Consider the following 14,622-nt stretch of genomic DNA (forward strand, 5'->3'; position numbering starts at 1 on the left):
AGATTACAAAATTGTATATTCCTCTGCGTGTATCGCCACAGGTTTTCCTATCGCGATTGATTCATTCGCGCGGTAACTCAATAACGCGCCACGGATTGCTTTATTCACACCATTCGGCGGTTCTTTTTTGTTTAACACAGCATCCGCAAACGCATGAAGTTCGTACTCCCAGCCCTTATCACCCTTAGCAAGTTTTTCGGTAATAGTTTCCGTAGCGAAGCCATAAGCGTTAAGTTCAGTGAAGTCGTTGATATACACGGCCTTGCGGTTACTATAGATTTCAGTAACCTCCTTCGGCATTTTGTCATTACCTCTACTGGTGATAAGCGTAGTTCCCACAGATCCATCCGCAAAAGTTAGGGTTACACTCGCGGTATCCGGAACCTCAACTTTTTCGTCAGTGATAAACACCCCGCCTGCAGCGTAGATTGTTATGGGTTCAGCGTTTATGAGTTCGCATAACAAGTCAAGGATATGCACGCCTTCCCCGATAATCCGTCCCCCTCCAAAAGTTTTATCGTGGAGCCAGTGGTTAGGTTTTGTTGTGTTCTGCAGACGGTGATAAATTATGCGTTTCGAGTTTTCAGTGGATAACATTTCCTTTGCTTTCCTCACCAGTGGAGCTAACCCGCGGTTATACCCAACAGTATATTTTATGCCAGATTTTTTCACGGCTTCCGCGATACGCAGGCAGTCCGCGTAGTTTAACGCCATCGGCTTTTCGCAGACCACGTGTTTGCCCGCTTCCGCTGCTTTAACTGACAAGTCAGCGTGGGTATCATGACGTGTGGTGATAAACACGGCATCAATGTTTTTGTCATCCAAAACTTTCTCCGCATCAGTTGTAGCGTACTCCGCGCCGGTAATATTTTTTAAATTATCCGCTGCGGGCTGTACAACATCGCAGGTAGCTATGACTTTGAATAATTGCGGTGCGTTCTTGATTATTGGTGAGTAAATCGTTTTCGCGAACCCTCCGCAGCCGATCATGCCGATCTTTAGTAATGACATAAAGTATAAAACTCCTTCTCCAAATATTTTGTGTTTCCAGATACAATTATACTATTTTTGCTCATTCTATGAATATCAGCTTGCTACCCATATCGTACAATCAACTTAAGAAAATATTTTCATTGTGCCAAGAAAGGTAGTTTATTGAAGGCTTATTCTTTTCTTCGGGTACACTTTTTAATGAACTACCATGCACTGCATAATAATCTCTTCCATTCTCAAACTCCTCACGAATTCTTCTGCTGACTTCAACTTTTAAATCCGGTGTTATAGTAATATATCCCGTATCAAATAGCTTATGCAGATCCGAACGTAGTAATAAACCATTGGTGATTATATTGGGGCCGTTTTTAGAAATTGGCTGTATATGTGCCGCTTCTAAAACAGGTAACGTTCTTTCACCAGTAATCGCACATTTTTTATAATAAATATCTGTTACTATTAACCTGAATCCACCCTGACCTAATCTAGATTTCGTTAGATAAGGATTTCCATATATTGCGGTCGAATCTGGCATTTCGTATTTACTTATTGTAAGTAAGGGATTGTATTTCACTAATCTTTCTGAAATCATTTTAAACAAATTAAATCCTTCTGCTTCTTCAGTCTTATATATTTTTCCTCTAACTATATTTGAACTCCAACTTTGTGGTATATCAATCCAATCTTCTCTTTTAAAGAAAAATGGTGTTGAAAGCACGTTACATACTATTGATAGAGTGTGAATATTTTTGTTGTTAATTTCTTTGTTATATTTTTTTAAAACTGGTAGAAAATCATCTAATGCTTTTACACCATTTTTTTCTCCAAACGTTTCCCATGCTAATGCAATTGGAATTATAGTACTTGTTTCAAAAAAGCCACCACCAACAATAAAATCTAATGGGCTATGCAATTTAAAAAGAAAAAGTTCTTTTGAAGACAATGCTTTAAAGGAGGTTAGTGATGGCTGCCAAAAATTTACTTCGTCGGGTAATGGATTTTGAGATGACAAATATTCAAACCATCTATTATCTGTTACACCTATCCAAATTTTCACATATTCACCTTTTTACTTTAAAGATTTAGATAATATGATAATTCAAACGAGGCTTAACTTAACAAAAACCGATTACGGGCGCGATTACTAGCTTTTAAATTAATGATACTAAACAACAACTTATCAATCAATAAATATGTTTATGTTGTTATCATCATCTTTTTTGTATAATTGTAAGTATATTCGGATATAAAGAAGTGGATAAATATCAAGAAATAATTATGAAAAGATCTTACTATTCTGACTCTATTGAGCGTTTTCTTAATACAAATACTGACGAAATTCTTGGAAAACTAACAAAAAACAGCGATTTTGATTTAGGACAAGCTCAAAGAGATTCATGGATAGAAGAAATTAGTATTTTAAAGTCAGTTCTTTCTTATTATACGGGCGCGATATATTTTGAATATTCTATCCCTCGAATGGGGAAACGCATAGACGTAGTACTTCTTATTGATTCCATAATCTTCGTTCTTGAATTTAAGATTGGCGAAAAACAATTTACTTCATATGCAATAGACCAAGTATATGATTACGCACTAGACTTAAAGAATTTTCACGAAACGAGTCATAACCAACCTATTGCACCAATTCTCATAGCAACAGGCGTTAAAAATTGTGATTTAGCTGATCCAATAATACGCATAGATGATAATTTGTTTTCACCTATACGAACCAATGATAAATTTTTAAATACTGTCATTAAATATGTTCTACAATTTTCTCCCGAACACAAAATAGACCAACTGGCATGGGAAAAAGGGAGATATTGCCCTACACCTACCATTATAGAAGCAGCTATGGCCCTCTATAATAGCCATTCCGTTAATGATATATCTCGAAACGATGCTAGCGCAAAAAATCTGAGCATAACGTCAGAATCGATATCAGAAATTATTAGTTATTCAAAAACGAAATACAGAAAATCTATATGTTTTGTAACCGGCGTACCTGGGGCCGGGAAAACTTTAGTTGGACTTAATATTGCAACCAAATATATTGATAAATCGAGTGATCTCCATAGTGTATTTCTATCCGGAAACGGTCCGTTGGTATCAATACTACGGGAAGCTCTTGCACGTGATAAGGTTCAACAATCAAAAGAACGTGGAATACGAATAAGAAAAGGTATTGCAATGAGTGAAGTAAAGATGTTTATTCAAAATGTGCACAATTTTCGTGATGATTGTCTTGATAACTTAAAACCCCCATTGGAACATGTTGTTCTTTTTGATGAAGCGCAACGCGCGTGGAATAAAGAACAGACAACAAATTTTATGCGTCGAAAAAAGAATAAGCCTAATTTTAACCGTTCAGAATCAGAATTTCTAATTTCATGCTTGGATCGACATACAGATTGGGCAGTTATCGTATGTCTAGTTGGTGGAGGTCAGGAAATTAATACAGGTGAGGCAGGAATTAGTGAATGGTTAGCATCCTTGAATAACTCGTTTAAAGATTGGGATATTTATATATCCGCCCATCTTACCGATAGCGAATATAACACAAATGACGTTCTAGATAAATTAAAATCACGAATAAATATTAACTTAAAAAATGACTTACATCTTGCAGTATCAATGCGTTCTTTCCGAGCTGAACATGTTTCGTTATTAGTAAAGCAATTACTCGATCTTGAAAATGCCGAGGCATATAGAACTTTGATAGAAATTCAGGAAAAGTATCCTATTGTTTTGACTCGTAACTTGGCTAAAGCAAAACAGTGGCTCAGGTCGAAAGCACGAGGTTCAGAACGTTATGGCCTTGTCGTGTCTTCTCAAGCCGAACGACTAAAACCGTATGCAATAGATGTTAAATCACCAATGGAGCCAATTCATTGGTTTCTTGATGGAAAAGAAGATGTTCGTTCTTCCTATTATTTAGAAGACGTTGCAACAGAGTTTGATATCCAAGGCCTCGAACTTGATTGGGCAGGGATTATCTGGGATGCCGATTTCCGACATTCAAATGAAGGTTGGAACCACTGGTCTTTTTGCGGTGATAGATGGAATCACATTAGGAAACCAGAAAGACAAAGTTACCAAAAGAATGCCTATCGCGTACTTTTAACTCGTGCACGCCAAGGAATGGTGATTGTTGTACCAGAAGGAGATGCTGGTGATCCAACTCGAAAAAAAGAATATTATGACCCTACTTATGAATATTTAAAGGAAATTGGTTTTACGGAGATATAAAACATGTTTGACAACAACGTCCTCTTTGCATTCGGGCTGACCTTGCTCGCAGGGTTATCTACCGGGATAGGTAGTATCCTGGCGTTACTCTCAAAAAAGGTTAACCCCAAATATTTATCCGCAGCATTAGGTTTCTCCGCAGGGGTTATGCTCTACGTATCATTCGTAGAAATCCTGGCTGACGCACGGAAATCGTTAGTTGTTCTCTATGGTAACAAGCCGGGGTTCTGGATTGCAACCGCTGCTTTTTTCGCGGGGATCGGGTTAATCGCATTGATTGATAAACTAGTTCCCGAGTATGAGAACCCGCATGAACTTAAGAATATTAGTGATAAAACTGATGGCACTGCACCAGCCTGTGATCCGCGGTTAATGCGGGTGGGAGTGTTCACCGCACTGGCGATCGGTATACATAATTTCCCTGAGGGTATTGCCACGTTTATCAGTGCGTTACACACACCCGCTTTGGGGATAAGTATTGCCGTGGCGGTTGCTATCCACAACATCCCGGAAGGCCTTGTGGTATCGGTACCGATATACTGCGCAACAGGTAGTAGAAGAAAAGCGTTTATTTACTCGTTTCTTTCCGGGTTATCAGAACCCGTTGGCGCGATTATTGGTTACCTGTTGTTACGCACATTCCTTAACCCTGCAATGTTCGGTATAATTTTTGCTCTCGTAGCGGGAATTATGGTATATATTTCTCTGGATGAACTGTTCCCCACTGCGGAAAAGTATGGGGAACATCATATCGTTATCACCGGCTTTATTGCCGGGATGGCGGTTATGGCGGTAAGTTTATTGTTATTGATGTAAACTCTTCCTCCCTTGCGGATAATGACGTTAAAAAAGTATACTTATGTCACTCTAAGATGAACGGGATGGGGATATTTAATATATGATAAAAACCGTAGGGTTAACAAAACAGTTCAACCGCACATTAGCCGTGGATAATCTTAACCTCGAGATCGCGGATGGCGAAATTTTTGCCTACCTCGGCCCGAACGGCGCGGGGAAAACTACTACCCTGAAAATGCTGCTGGGGTTACTAAAACCTACTAAAGGATACGCTTTGGTAGGCGGGCTTGACCCGCAAAAAGATCCAATGAAGGTTAAGCATATGACCGGCCTTGTGCCGGAGTACCCGTACTTATACCGTAAACTCACAGGGTTTGAGTACCTTAACTTTGTTGCTGACCTTTATCATTTACCAAAAAACGATATTGACCGTATCCCCGAAGTACTGAAAACGTTTGGGCTCGAGGATTGGATGTATGACATGGTGGAATCATACTCTCATGGGATGCAGCAAAAACTTGCGCTCTCCGCGATTGTCCTGCGCCAACCGAAGTTTATATTCCTGGATGAACCACTGATCGGGCTTGATCCTCTTAGCCAGCGTAAGATGCGCGAGATACTAGTTGGGCTAGCAAAAAAGGGTGCGACAATTCTTATCTGCACACACATCCTTGAGATTGCAGAGAAAGTGTGTACCCGGGTAGGGATTATTAATAAAGGACAGTTGACGCATATAGGTACTATCGACGAACTACGGAAGAAAGCTGATACCGACGCAGCAAGCGGGCTGGAAGATATTTTCTTCAAACTTACGGAATGACGGGGATACCGGGAAATACTATTATGCCGAACGACTTATTGATATTCCTCAGGATAAGTAATCAGACACGTAAGAACAGCCTCCGTGCTGCGACAAAGCTTGAATGGGGTGTCGGCATATTTTTTTCTACGCTAACCCTCTTATTTTTTGCGGGAATCGGTGCGGGCTTATGGCGGTTCTTCGGGTACCTCGAGAATGTGCCGTATATCGGTGAAGCACTGGCTATCAAAGTTATCTCCATGGCATTTCTTTCATTATTTTCAATGCTTATATTTTCAAGTATGGTGACGTCGTTCACCACAATTTTTTTTGCGCGTGACCTCCCGTTTTTGTTATCCACCCCGCTGGAGTACGGGACGGTGTTCACTTATAAGTTTATCGAGACCGCGTTTTATTCGTCATGGATGGTAATCGTAGCGATGATACCCGTGATCGTATCCTACGGTATTGTAAAACATATGAACATATTGTTTTATTTCACAACCTTCGGGGTGATGATACCTTACTGCCTGGTTGCATCCGGACTTGGGGTGCTTATCAGCATGGTATTGATGTACTTATTCCCGACTGCAAAAACTAAGGATGCTGTAATGGTACTCTCGGTAGTGGTGGGATGCGGGATGTACGTGTTCCTGAGATTCCTCGAGCCGGAACAGTTTATGAAACCTGATAAACTTACCGAGATTGTGCAGTACCTGAATTTTATACAGGCACCGACGGCGGTATATCTTCCCAGCTGGTGGATGACCGGTGTGGTGAAAGGGTTTGCGTTACACCAGCCGGTAGAATTATGGTTTTATTCTTTATTACTGATATCCTCGGGGTTATTGACCATAGCGTTGATTACCAAACTATCAGAAGTTACCTACTTCACATCATGGGCACGGGCACAGGAATCTGTTGGTAAACGTCCGGTGGTGGGCGGGTGGGGTGACCGCACAGTGGACTTACTGCTTCACTTATTCCCGCAGTCATGGCGCGCGTTGGCAAAAAAGGACCTCAAACTTTTCTTCCGGGATCCTAACCAGTGGACACAATTGTTACTCCTGGGCGCGTTGATTGTGGTGTACATCTTTAATATCGACAAACTTCCGTTGGATAATTATTATCTCAAGAACATAGCAGCATTTTTTAATATCGGCCTAGCGGGGTTTGTTATCTCCGCAGTGGCGTTAAGGTTTGTGTATCCCGCGTTGAGTATTGAAGCGGAAAGTTTTTGGGTGCTCCGCAGTGCACCGTTGTCCTCACGGCAGATTGTGTGGTCAAAATATTGGCTGACATTCTTACCGGTATTTGTTCTGGGGCTTGCGATATCCGTGGTATCAAACCTACTCCTGCGGGTGGATACGTTTGTGTTTTGGTTATCCACCGGTGCTGTGATCGTGAGTATCTTTGCGTTAACCGGGCTGGCGATGGGTATGGGCGCGGTGTATCCCCGGTTCCGTGTCGAGAACGTTGCACAGGTGGAATCCTCTTTTGGCGGGATTATGTATATGGTATACTCTTTGTTTTATAACGGTTTTGTTCTGGCAGTGTTAGCATGGCCGTTGATTATGCATTTTAAGGTTTTGTCCGGTATGGGGAAGTACAGCGCGCAGGTAACCGTTTCTGCAGTCCTTACCGTCGCGGGGGTTAGTGTGCTGGTGTTTATCATACCTTTAATAATCGGCGTGAAACGTGTTGAGTTAATGGAGAATGAGTAGTTGAGGGGGTAACGGAAGTTGAGAGTTAAGAGTTTAGGGTTACTGGTTTTAGCAACACTTTTATTTGCAGCAGGTACTGCGGAATGCAGGTTTTATACTAACGGCCCGAAGGATGGCGGTAGATTTGTAGCGTTAACGTTTGATGACGGGCCTGGGCAGATGACTCCTGACTTTCTTGCGGTACTTGAGAAACAAAAGGTTAAAGCAACCTTCTTTATGTCAGGCAGCCAGGTTAAGTATCATCCGGAAGAAGCTAAGTTGGTAGCAAAAGCCGGGCATGAGATCGGGTCGCACACCACAGTCCACCGGGGGTATCATAAGATAAAAGTTATTGATGAGAAAGCCATAAAAATCCTTACTGACGATATCAAACAAACCGAGGCGGTACTCAGCACTACGATCGGTATAAAACCGCATCTTCTGCGGTTTCCCTATGGGTACTGCAAAAAATGGGCGATTGATGTATGCGCAAAACTGGGATACGACGTTATCAACTGGTCCTATGGGTATGACTGGACAAAATTGTCTGATCAGCAGTTATTGGATTACTACGTAAAAAATTCTGCACCCGGTGCAATAATTCTTATGCATGACGGGTGGAAGGTAAACCGTGTTCTCGCGTTATTACCAAAAATTATTGAAGATATCCGCGCGAAAGGGTATGAGTTCGTTACCGTAAGCGAGTTATTGAAGTTAGAAGATAAAGGGAAGGGTAAGTAACCGGGATGAGTATATTTGAGATCATAATGCTTCTCTGTTTTGGTGCGGCATGGCCGGTCTCAATCTACAAATCGTGGGTATCAAAGAATAACAGCGGGAAAAGTGTTACTTTTTTATATATCATTGTCATAGGATATGCCGCAGGGGTAATACATAAACTGCTCTACAGTTGTGACTGGGTGGTATATCTTTACGTTTTAAACGGAATAATGGTTCTCATAGATATTGCGTTGTATTATCGTAATAAAAACAGTGCTAAAGGGAATGCGTGATGGTTGAACCCAATATTTTTGAAGCGCAGATAAACGAACACGCGGTATTCCAGGATGAACTCCTGGAACGTGAACGTGTTGTATGGACCGGTAAGCCTGATCCTAATATAATCTTCGGTGCAGAGGATTGGTTTATGATACCGTTCTCCATTTTTTGGACCGGATTCAGTCTTGTATGGGAAGCTGCTGCATGCGGAATGTTTTTTGTTAATAAACACAGCGGGACTAACACCATACCGTCAGGGATTGATTTATTCACATACATATTCCCGTTGTTTGGATTACCCTTTGTCCTTATCGGCCTATACCTTTTATTTGGACGGTTTATATATAAACACTACCTCCGCAAGAAAACGTTCTACGCTGTAACTGACCAGCGGGTTATTATCGTCACCACGCTTGGGAATAAAAATATGAGAGCGCTAGAGCTTGATAAAATTGAGGAGATCAGCAAAACAGTTAATTCTACCGGACGGGGTACGCTGGTTTTTGGTATCAGTACTTCATTTATTAACTATGACTCACGAAAACAGCAGGTGGGCGGGGTGGTACAGGGTAATAGTTTCAATGATATCCCTGATGCTACAGGTGTGCATAAAGAAATCCTTACCCTGCGCGAAACAGTTATTGCCCGGAAAAAAACGGATCCGCAGGTATGATATGACGGATAAATACAATAATACTTTCGGGTATGACAGTAAAACTGAAACATGGATGCTGTTGAAAGACGTAATAACCGCCAGTGAGCGTGTTTTGTGGTCCGGTAAACCTGATGCCAGTGTTATCTTCGAAAAACTTGACTACCTGTTTATCCCTCTGGGGATTGGCTATACCTGGGTTTGTACCTCGTGGTGTGTGGGTGTGACAGAAAAAGTTGTGGAGTTATACCTGGACACAAGATTCGCGAATCCCGCGAACTGGCTCTCGCTTTTGTTTCCGTTAATCGGTGCGGTACTGATATTATCAGGATTGTATCTCACCATCGGACGGTTTGTGTATAAAACGTACAAACGTAAACGCACGTTTTATGCGCTTACTGACAAACGCGTAATCATTGTTCATGCAACTGGAGAAAAAAAGGTTACCTCAGCTGAATACAGGATTATTGATAGCATACAAAAAGTGGCAACTGCAGAGGCACGGGGAACTGTTGTATTTAGTTTATCCAGTGAAATGTTTGACCCTGAACACAACAAGGATAATATACCTGAATATTTTGTATTTGCAGATTTACCGGACTACGAACTAGTGTACAATCTTGCAGAGCCGTATTTAAAATCACAGAAATAAACGGTTAAGTAACCTTTACACGTTAAGTGTTATCCATTATCTCAAGATATATTTAAGATTATTATGTTTAAATAATATCATAAAAGGCTTGATATTGAATTCATAAATTATATATATTGGTGTAAACATGATGAAAATATTTTTGTCTACCTTTTTGTTAAGCCTGGCTGGTTATCTGAGTAATGCTGACTGTGCAAACCTGCAAAATAATTCTTTATACGACCCGTCATTGGATATTACTTCAGTTGAAGCTATGGAAAAGAGTTTAATAATAAAATTAACGGGTATCCTCAAAACACCGGTAAAATTGATTGAACTTAAACCTTACCAAAAATATACGCTTGACTCAAAACTGAGTATCGCCTGGCAGGGGATCCCCGAAAATAACCGTATCGAAATACCCAGGTTTGCGGGTACACAGGACAGGTTATTTTCAAAATTTCAAATAATTGATTCTAAGTCCAGGCAACGGGCCGGGAAATCTCATTATGTAAACGACTTATCGTCGGTATCATTACGTAACTTCGATTTTCTCCGGCCTGCAAGTATTAAAGGGCTTCAGGTGCAGGATGTAGAAGATGCGGTTCTTCTAGGGGTTAAACATGCGGCAATAAATATTTCGGTCTCAAGTATAATTAATTGGTCTACCGGTACCCCTAGCGAAACATGGGAAGTAGACGGTGAAAATATACCGATTAATACTAAGTATATAAGTAGATTAGACACTACCTGCAAAAACCTGACTGCTGCAGGAATTGATATTACCGGAATTCTTCTTAACCATGTGCCGGATAGCCCAAACCCGCAAAATTATTTAATTCATCCAAAAACGGATTTAGCTAACGCACCGAATCATTTAGGAGCATTTAATACGGCTACTGACCCCGGGTTACGTTACTATCATGCAGTAATTGAATATCTGGCTAACCGTTACTCTGATCCAACGGGTAAATTCGGCTGGGTTTCCGGTTACATTATTGGTAATGAAGTTCAGTCACACCTGGAATGGTATAATATCGGTAAAATCACGTTATCTGATTTTGTTGAAGATTACGGGATTGCTTTACGGATTGCCGATCTTGCAGCAAGAAAATTTCATTCTAAAATCCGGATTTACGTATCCTTAGACCATCATTGGAGTACAGCCCTTCGCCCTGATCCGTTAACGGCATTTAATGGTAAAGAATTTGTGGAACAATTAACTATTTGGTCAAAAAACAGCGGTGATTTCCCCTGGCATATTGCTTTTCATCCGTACCCGGAGAACCTTTTCGAACCGCGGTTCTGGAATGACCGGATGGCAGTATTAAGTTTTGACACACCCAAGATTACTTTTAAAAATATTGAAGTATTACCTGCGTTTCTAAACCAGGATATTTTATTGTACCGAGGTCAGCCGCGACGGATTATTCTCTCAGAGCAGGGATTTCATACACCAGCGGGGATAGACGGCGAAAAAGTTCAGGCAGCTGCTTATGCATATGCTTTCCATAAACTCAGCCATCTGCCGGGGATAGACGCATTTATTCTTCATCGGCATGTAGACCATAAAGGAGAGGGTAACCTGAGGTTAGGTCTTTGGACCTGGACAGAAAATGATCCTAATGCTTCTAAGCCTGATAAGAAAAAATATATATATGACGTGTTCCGTCTGGCAGATACCGCACAGCGGGAAAGTGTATTCGAGTTCGCCAAACCAATCATTGGAATAAAAGATTGGGCTGAAACATTACCCGTACTTTCTACAAGTACTTATACTAAACTATCCTGGAATCCGGTCCCGGAGGAAACAGAATCTGTTGTTATCAATTTAACTGACAATATAAACAATGCCGTACTTACAAACTGTTTATCCTGGCGTAGTGAAGTTGTACTTTATAACGAAACCCTAAAAAAATCTATTTTCCATCATCCTAAGGAACTAGCTGATAGTGACGCTACTTTTACGATTAAGCTCCCTGTTCTGAAGTCAGGAAAAAAGTTGAGTTTCGTATTTGGTACCGGTTTAACTCATGAAAGTGTTGATGGTGCACGGTTTTCTGTCTTGATTGACGGTAAAGAATTATGGGATGTTTCTGATAAAAATACGGTAATAAACGAATACAAAATTGATTTAACACCATGGGCTGGGAAAACTGTTTTATTAACCCTCCGGGTAAACCCGCTGGAAAACACTCAATATGACTGGCTGGTCTGGGTGTATCCGCTGATAATCACAGAAAAATAACATATTTGGGCAAGGAGGGAATCGAACCCTCAAGACCTGTAAGGGTCATAGGTTTTTGAGACCTACGTGTCTGCCAGTTCCACCACTTGCCCAGGCTTGTTAATTTCCGCTTATTATATATAATTTAGTGCGAGTCCGTCAATTTATATGGAAACAGGGGTACTTTAAATGCGTAAATTGTTAATCGCCATTGCCGTTACCGTCGCCACTGCGATCTCATCAAGCTTGCAAGGAGCTAACATTGTGTATCCAAACTACATTGGCAAGATAATCCCCGCACCAAAAGAGGTTGTGTACTACCCGGACTTTTTGATGGTATACAAAAAAAGCGCAGTGGCGTCTTCGCTGTTAATAGTAACTTCGTCGACAGTTGCTCCGGCGGTAGAGTATGCCATTGAATTATTCAACGGTAAATTACAGTTTGTTTCTAGCACAACCTCTGTCGTTGACGTTATCTCCGCTCCGTTGAAGGATTACGGGAAGTATGACACTATTATCTCCTTGGGAGATAATGGATTAACCGAAGAGCTTGAGAATAAATATAACCTTACCTACAGCACAACAGCACTGGCGAATAGCGAAGGGTATGTTGTCAAAACGGTAAAACATAACAATAAAAACGTAATTATCTGTAAAAGCAATACATCCCGCGGGCTGGCATACTCATTGATATCGTTGATTCACATGATGACTACGGATAAGGACGGTAATGTTGTGCTTCAAAAAGTTGAGGTTACCGACTGGCCATCATACAAAGTTCGTACTGTCAGCGGAACTACGCAATTCGCTAAGATGAAAGAGTATGCGCGGTGGATGCCGTTGTACAAGCTCAATATGATCGACATAAACTACAACACGCACGATTGGCGAAACCCGGATCAACGATACACCGAGTTTGTTAAAGATGTGTGTAACAATAGCCGTGATATCGGGTTAGTTGATATCATGCAGTTCGTCAACCCGTACTACTCTGTGAAGGTAACAACATCGTCAAGGATCGTGGTATCCGACCCCGCAGAACGTGACCGGTTGTTTGCCGATTTTGAGAACAGCCTCGCGCAGGGAGGGAAGTATATAATGCTTTGCGCTGATGACTATACGCATTACAAAGATAAAGAGTTTATCCTGTTTTACGAAGGGGATAAACAAATGTTTAAAACTGTCGCTGATGCCCAGGCATTCCTTGTGAACGACGTATACCGCCGGGTGAAAGCTAAATATCCTGAGACAACAATTATTTTCTGCGCACCGCATTATAGCAACGGACACGTGTACGGGTGGAGCCGCGAGCCAAAACTTGCAATTGATTATTTTAAAGAACTCGCGGATAAAATACCGTTGGACGTTCCTATCGTATGGACCGGCCCAACGGTGCGGTCGTTCAAGATTACGGAAGATGATGTTAAAGTTTTTTCCGGTTTCATCAACGGGCGGATACCGTTCCTCTGGGATAATACGTCATACGCGCATCATAAACCATTGATTTGTTTTTTTGATGCCTACGAAATCGACTTACCTGCAAACTTTTATGAACTTACCAACCCAAGCGGGATTCATATGAACGGAACTGTTAGTGAAATTTACAAACTTACGCATGTTACCGGCGGTGACTATATGTGGAACCCAGGGAAGTATAACGCTAACCAGTCAACAAAAGATACGCTAGCGTCTTTACTTGGCCCATCCTGTGCAGAACCGGTATTGGATTTGAAAAACCAGTATTTTGAAACGTTAAACGTTGTGTTGACCACCCCGAGGAACAAAAGTTACCAATCAACTGTATCCTCGAGCCTCTCAATCCTTGACGCTAAACTTGACAGCGTTGCAAAAGTGTGCAATGATACCGCGATGATGTCTGAGATACGCAACACCATCCGCACCCCGCGGGTGGAGTACCAAAAGGTGCTGGACATAAAAAAAGTTGTAGTCAAGAAACTTATGTCCGGAGCGAAGCTTGACCCGGCCATATCTTTTACCGACGAAAAGTGGGAAACGCTTACCCGTACTTCACAATTTATTCCGATGGATAACAGCGGTAAAATACCGCCTACCTACGCGTATGTAGGGTATGACAATAACAATTTGTATATCGCCGTCGTTGCGGAAGAACCCTATGTAAACAAGCTCGGCGGAAAGGTTACCAAGCGTGACAGCGGGGTGTACAACGAAGATAGTATCGAACTGTTTATCGACCCGAAACTTACACGCGATACTTACTGGCACCTAGGGGTTAATAGTATCAACACACAGTACGATAGCCAGGTGAAACCGGGGACTTCAAAAACCGCGGAAGCAAATATTGAATGGATGTCAAACGTAGAAAAAGATTATAATAAGTCGCGCTGGATTGCAAAGTTTGTTATCCCGTTTAAGTCGTTAGGCATGGTACCCGTAGCTGGGGATACCTGGGGATTGAACTTAAACCGCCAACGGTATATTGATATCGCCGACCCGCAGGAACTATCTACGTGGGCAGGCCTTACCGGTCGGATGTTTTTCCAGCCCAAACTGTTTGGAGAGCTGGTATTTGAATAAAGAAGGTAAACA

Annotated in this window: 12 protein-coding genes and 1 tRNA gene; 10 read left to right on the forward strand and 3 right to left on the reverse strand. The window is 41.5% G+C overall.

All coding sequences use genetic code 11. The features are described 5' to 3' along the window. Positions 1-3: 3 nt before the first annotated feature. On the reverse strand, positions 4-1,011 hold the full coding sequence (locus tag WC955_00400; protein MFA5857505.1) for a Gfo/Idh/MocA family oxidoreductase: 1,008 nt from the start codon (positions 1,009-1,011) through the stop codon (positions 4-6). 100 nt (positions 1,012-1,111) lie between these two features. Then, on the reverse strand, positions 1,112-2,050 hold the full coding sequence (locus WC955_00405; protein ID MFA5857506.1) for an HNH endonuclease: 939 nt from the start codon (positions 2,048-2,050) through the stop codon (positions 1,112-1,114). Positions 2,051-2,247: 197 nt separating this feature from the next. Here WC955_00405 and WC955_00410 point away from each other — a divergent pair, with 197 nt between their 5' ends. The 9 genes from WC955_00410 to WC955_00450 all read left to right on the forward strand — a co-directional run bounded on the left by WC955_00410 (position 2,248) and on the right by WC955_00450 (position 12,075). Continuing rightward, on the forward strand, positions 2,248-4,245 hold the full coding sequence (locus WC955_00410) for a DUF2075 domain-containing protein (protein ID MFA5857507.1): 1,998 nt from the start codon (positions 2,248-2,250) through the stop codon (positions 4,243-4,245). A gap of 3 nt (positions 4,246-4,248) precedes the next feature. Further along, entirely contained in the window at positions 4,249-5,061 is an 813-nt protein-coding gene (gene zupT / locus WC955_00415; GenBank protein ID MFA5857508.1) for a zinc transporter ZupT, read from the forward strand. Between the two features lie 82 nt (positions 5,062-5,143). Then, positions 5,144-5,863, forward strand: a complete 720-nt coding sequence (locus tag WC955_00420; protein MFA5857509.1) for an ABC transporter ATP-binding protein — start codon at positions 5,144-5,146, stop codon at positions 5,861-5,863. 23 nt (positions 5,864-5,886) lie between these two features. After that, positions 5,887-7,566, forward strand: a complete 1,680-nt coding sequence (locus WC955_00425) for a hypothetical protein (GenBank protein ID MFA5857510.1) — start codon at positions 5,887-5,889, stop codon at positions 7,564-7,566. Between the two features lie 18 nt (positions 7,567-7,584). Continuing rightward, positions 7,585-8,286, forward strand: a complete 702-nt coding sequence (locus WC955_00430) for a polysaccharide deacetylase family protein (GenBank protein ID MFA5857511.1) — start codon at positions 7,585-7,587, stop codon at positions 8,284-8,286. A gap of 5 nt (positions 8,287-8,291) precedes the next feature. Next, entirely contained in the window at positions 8,292-8,558 is a 267-nt protein-coding gene (locus tag WC955_00435) for a hypothetical protein (protein MFA5857512.1), read from the forward strand. After that, complete coding sequence (locus WC955_00440) at positions 8,558-9,217, forward strand: hypothetical protein (protein ID MFA5857513.1); 660 nt, start codon at positions 8,558-8,560, stop codon at positions 9,215-9,217. The genes WC955_00435 and WC955_00440 overlap by 1 nt, the downstream gene beginning before the upstream one ends. Then, positions 9,126-9,848 (forward strand): hypothetical protein, encoded by a 723-nt coding sequence (locus WC955_00445; GenBank protein MFA5857514.1) that lies wholly within the window; start codon positions 9,126-9,128, stop codon positions 9,846-9,848. The genes WC955_00440 and WC955_00445 overlap by 92 nt, the downstream gene beginning before the upstream one ends. A gap of 127 nt (positions 9,849-9,975) precedes the next feature. Further along, positions 9,976-12,075 (forward strand): DUF5722 domain-containing protein, encoded by a 2,100-nt coding sequence (locus WC955_00450; protein ID MFA5857515.1) that lies wholly within the window; start codon positions 9,976-9,978, stop codon positions 12,073-12,075. 6 nt (positions 12,076-12,081) lie between these two features. Here WC955_00450 and WC955_00455 read toward each other — a convergent pair. Continuing rightward, positions 12,082-12,167: transfer RNA gene (locus WC955_00455), tRNA-Leu, on the reverse strand. Positions 12,168-12,243: 76 nt separating this feature from the next. Between WC955_00455 and WC955_00460 the strand changes: the two genes are divergently transcribed. Beyond that, positions 12,244-14,610: a beta-N-acetylglucosaminidase domain-containing protein gene (locus tag WC955_00460; GenBank protein ID MFA5857516.1), complete on the forward strand. Its 2,367-nt coding sequence runs from the start codon at positions 12,244-12,246 to the stop codon at positions 14,608-14,610. Positions 14,611-14,622: the final 12 nt, after the last annotated feature.

It is taken from the genome of Elusimicrobiota bacterium (assembly GCA_041658405.1).
Taxonomy (GTDB): domain Bacteria; phylum Elusimicrobiota; class UBA5214; order JBBAAG01; family JBBAAG01; genus JBBAAG01.

What these genes read in the sequence shown, in the direction of transcription:
- WC955_00460 (MFA5857516.1), top strand. Translation starts at nt 12,244, where the DNA reads ATGCGTAAATTGTTAATCGCCATTGCCGTTACCGTCGCCACTGCGATC.
- WC955_00440 (MFA5857513.1), top strand. Translation starts at nt 8,558, where the DNA reads ATGGTTGAACCCAATATTTTTGAAGCGCAGATAAACGAACACGCGGTA.
- WC955_00445 (MFA5857514.1), top strand. Translation starts at nt 9,126, where the DNA reads ATGATATCCCTGATGCTACAGGTGTGCATAAAGAAATCCTTACCCTGC.
- WC955_00425 (MFA5857510.1), top strand. Translation starts at nt 5,887, where the DNA reads ATGCCGAACGACTTATTGATATTCCTCAGGATAAGTAATCAGACACGT.
- WC955_00450 (MFA5857515.1), top strand. Translation starts at nt 9,976, where the DNA reads ATGATGAAAATATTTTTGTCTACCTTTTTGTTAAGCCTGGCTGGTTAT.
- zupT (MFA5857508.1), top strand. Translation starts at nt 4,249, where the DNA reads ATGTTTGACAACAACGTCCTCTTTGCATTCGGGCTGACCTTGCTCGCA.
- WC955_00435 (MFA5857512.1), top strand. Translation starts at nt 8,292, where the DNA reads ATGAGTATATTTGAGATCATAATGCTTCTCTGTTTTGGTGCGGCATGG.
- WC955_00420 (MFA5857509.1), top strand. Translation starts at nt 5,144, where the DNA reads ATGATAAAAACCGTAGGGTTAACAAAACAGTTCAACCGCACATTAGCC.
- WC955_00400 (MFA5857505.1), bottom strand. Translation starts at nt 1,011, where the DNA reads ATGTCATTACTAAAGATCGGCATGATCGGCTGCGGAGGGTTCGCGAAA.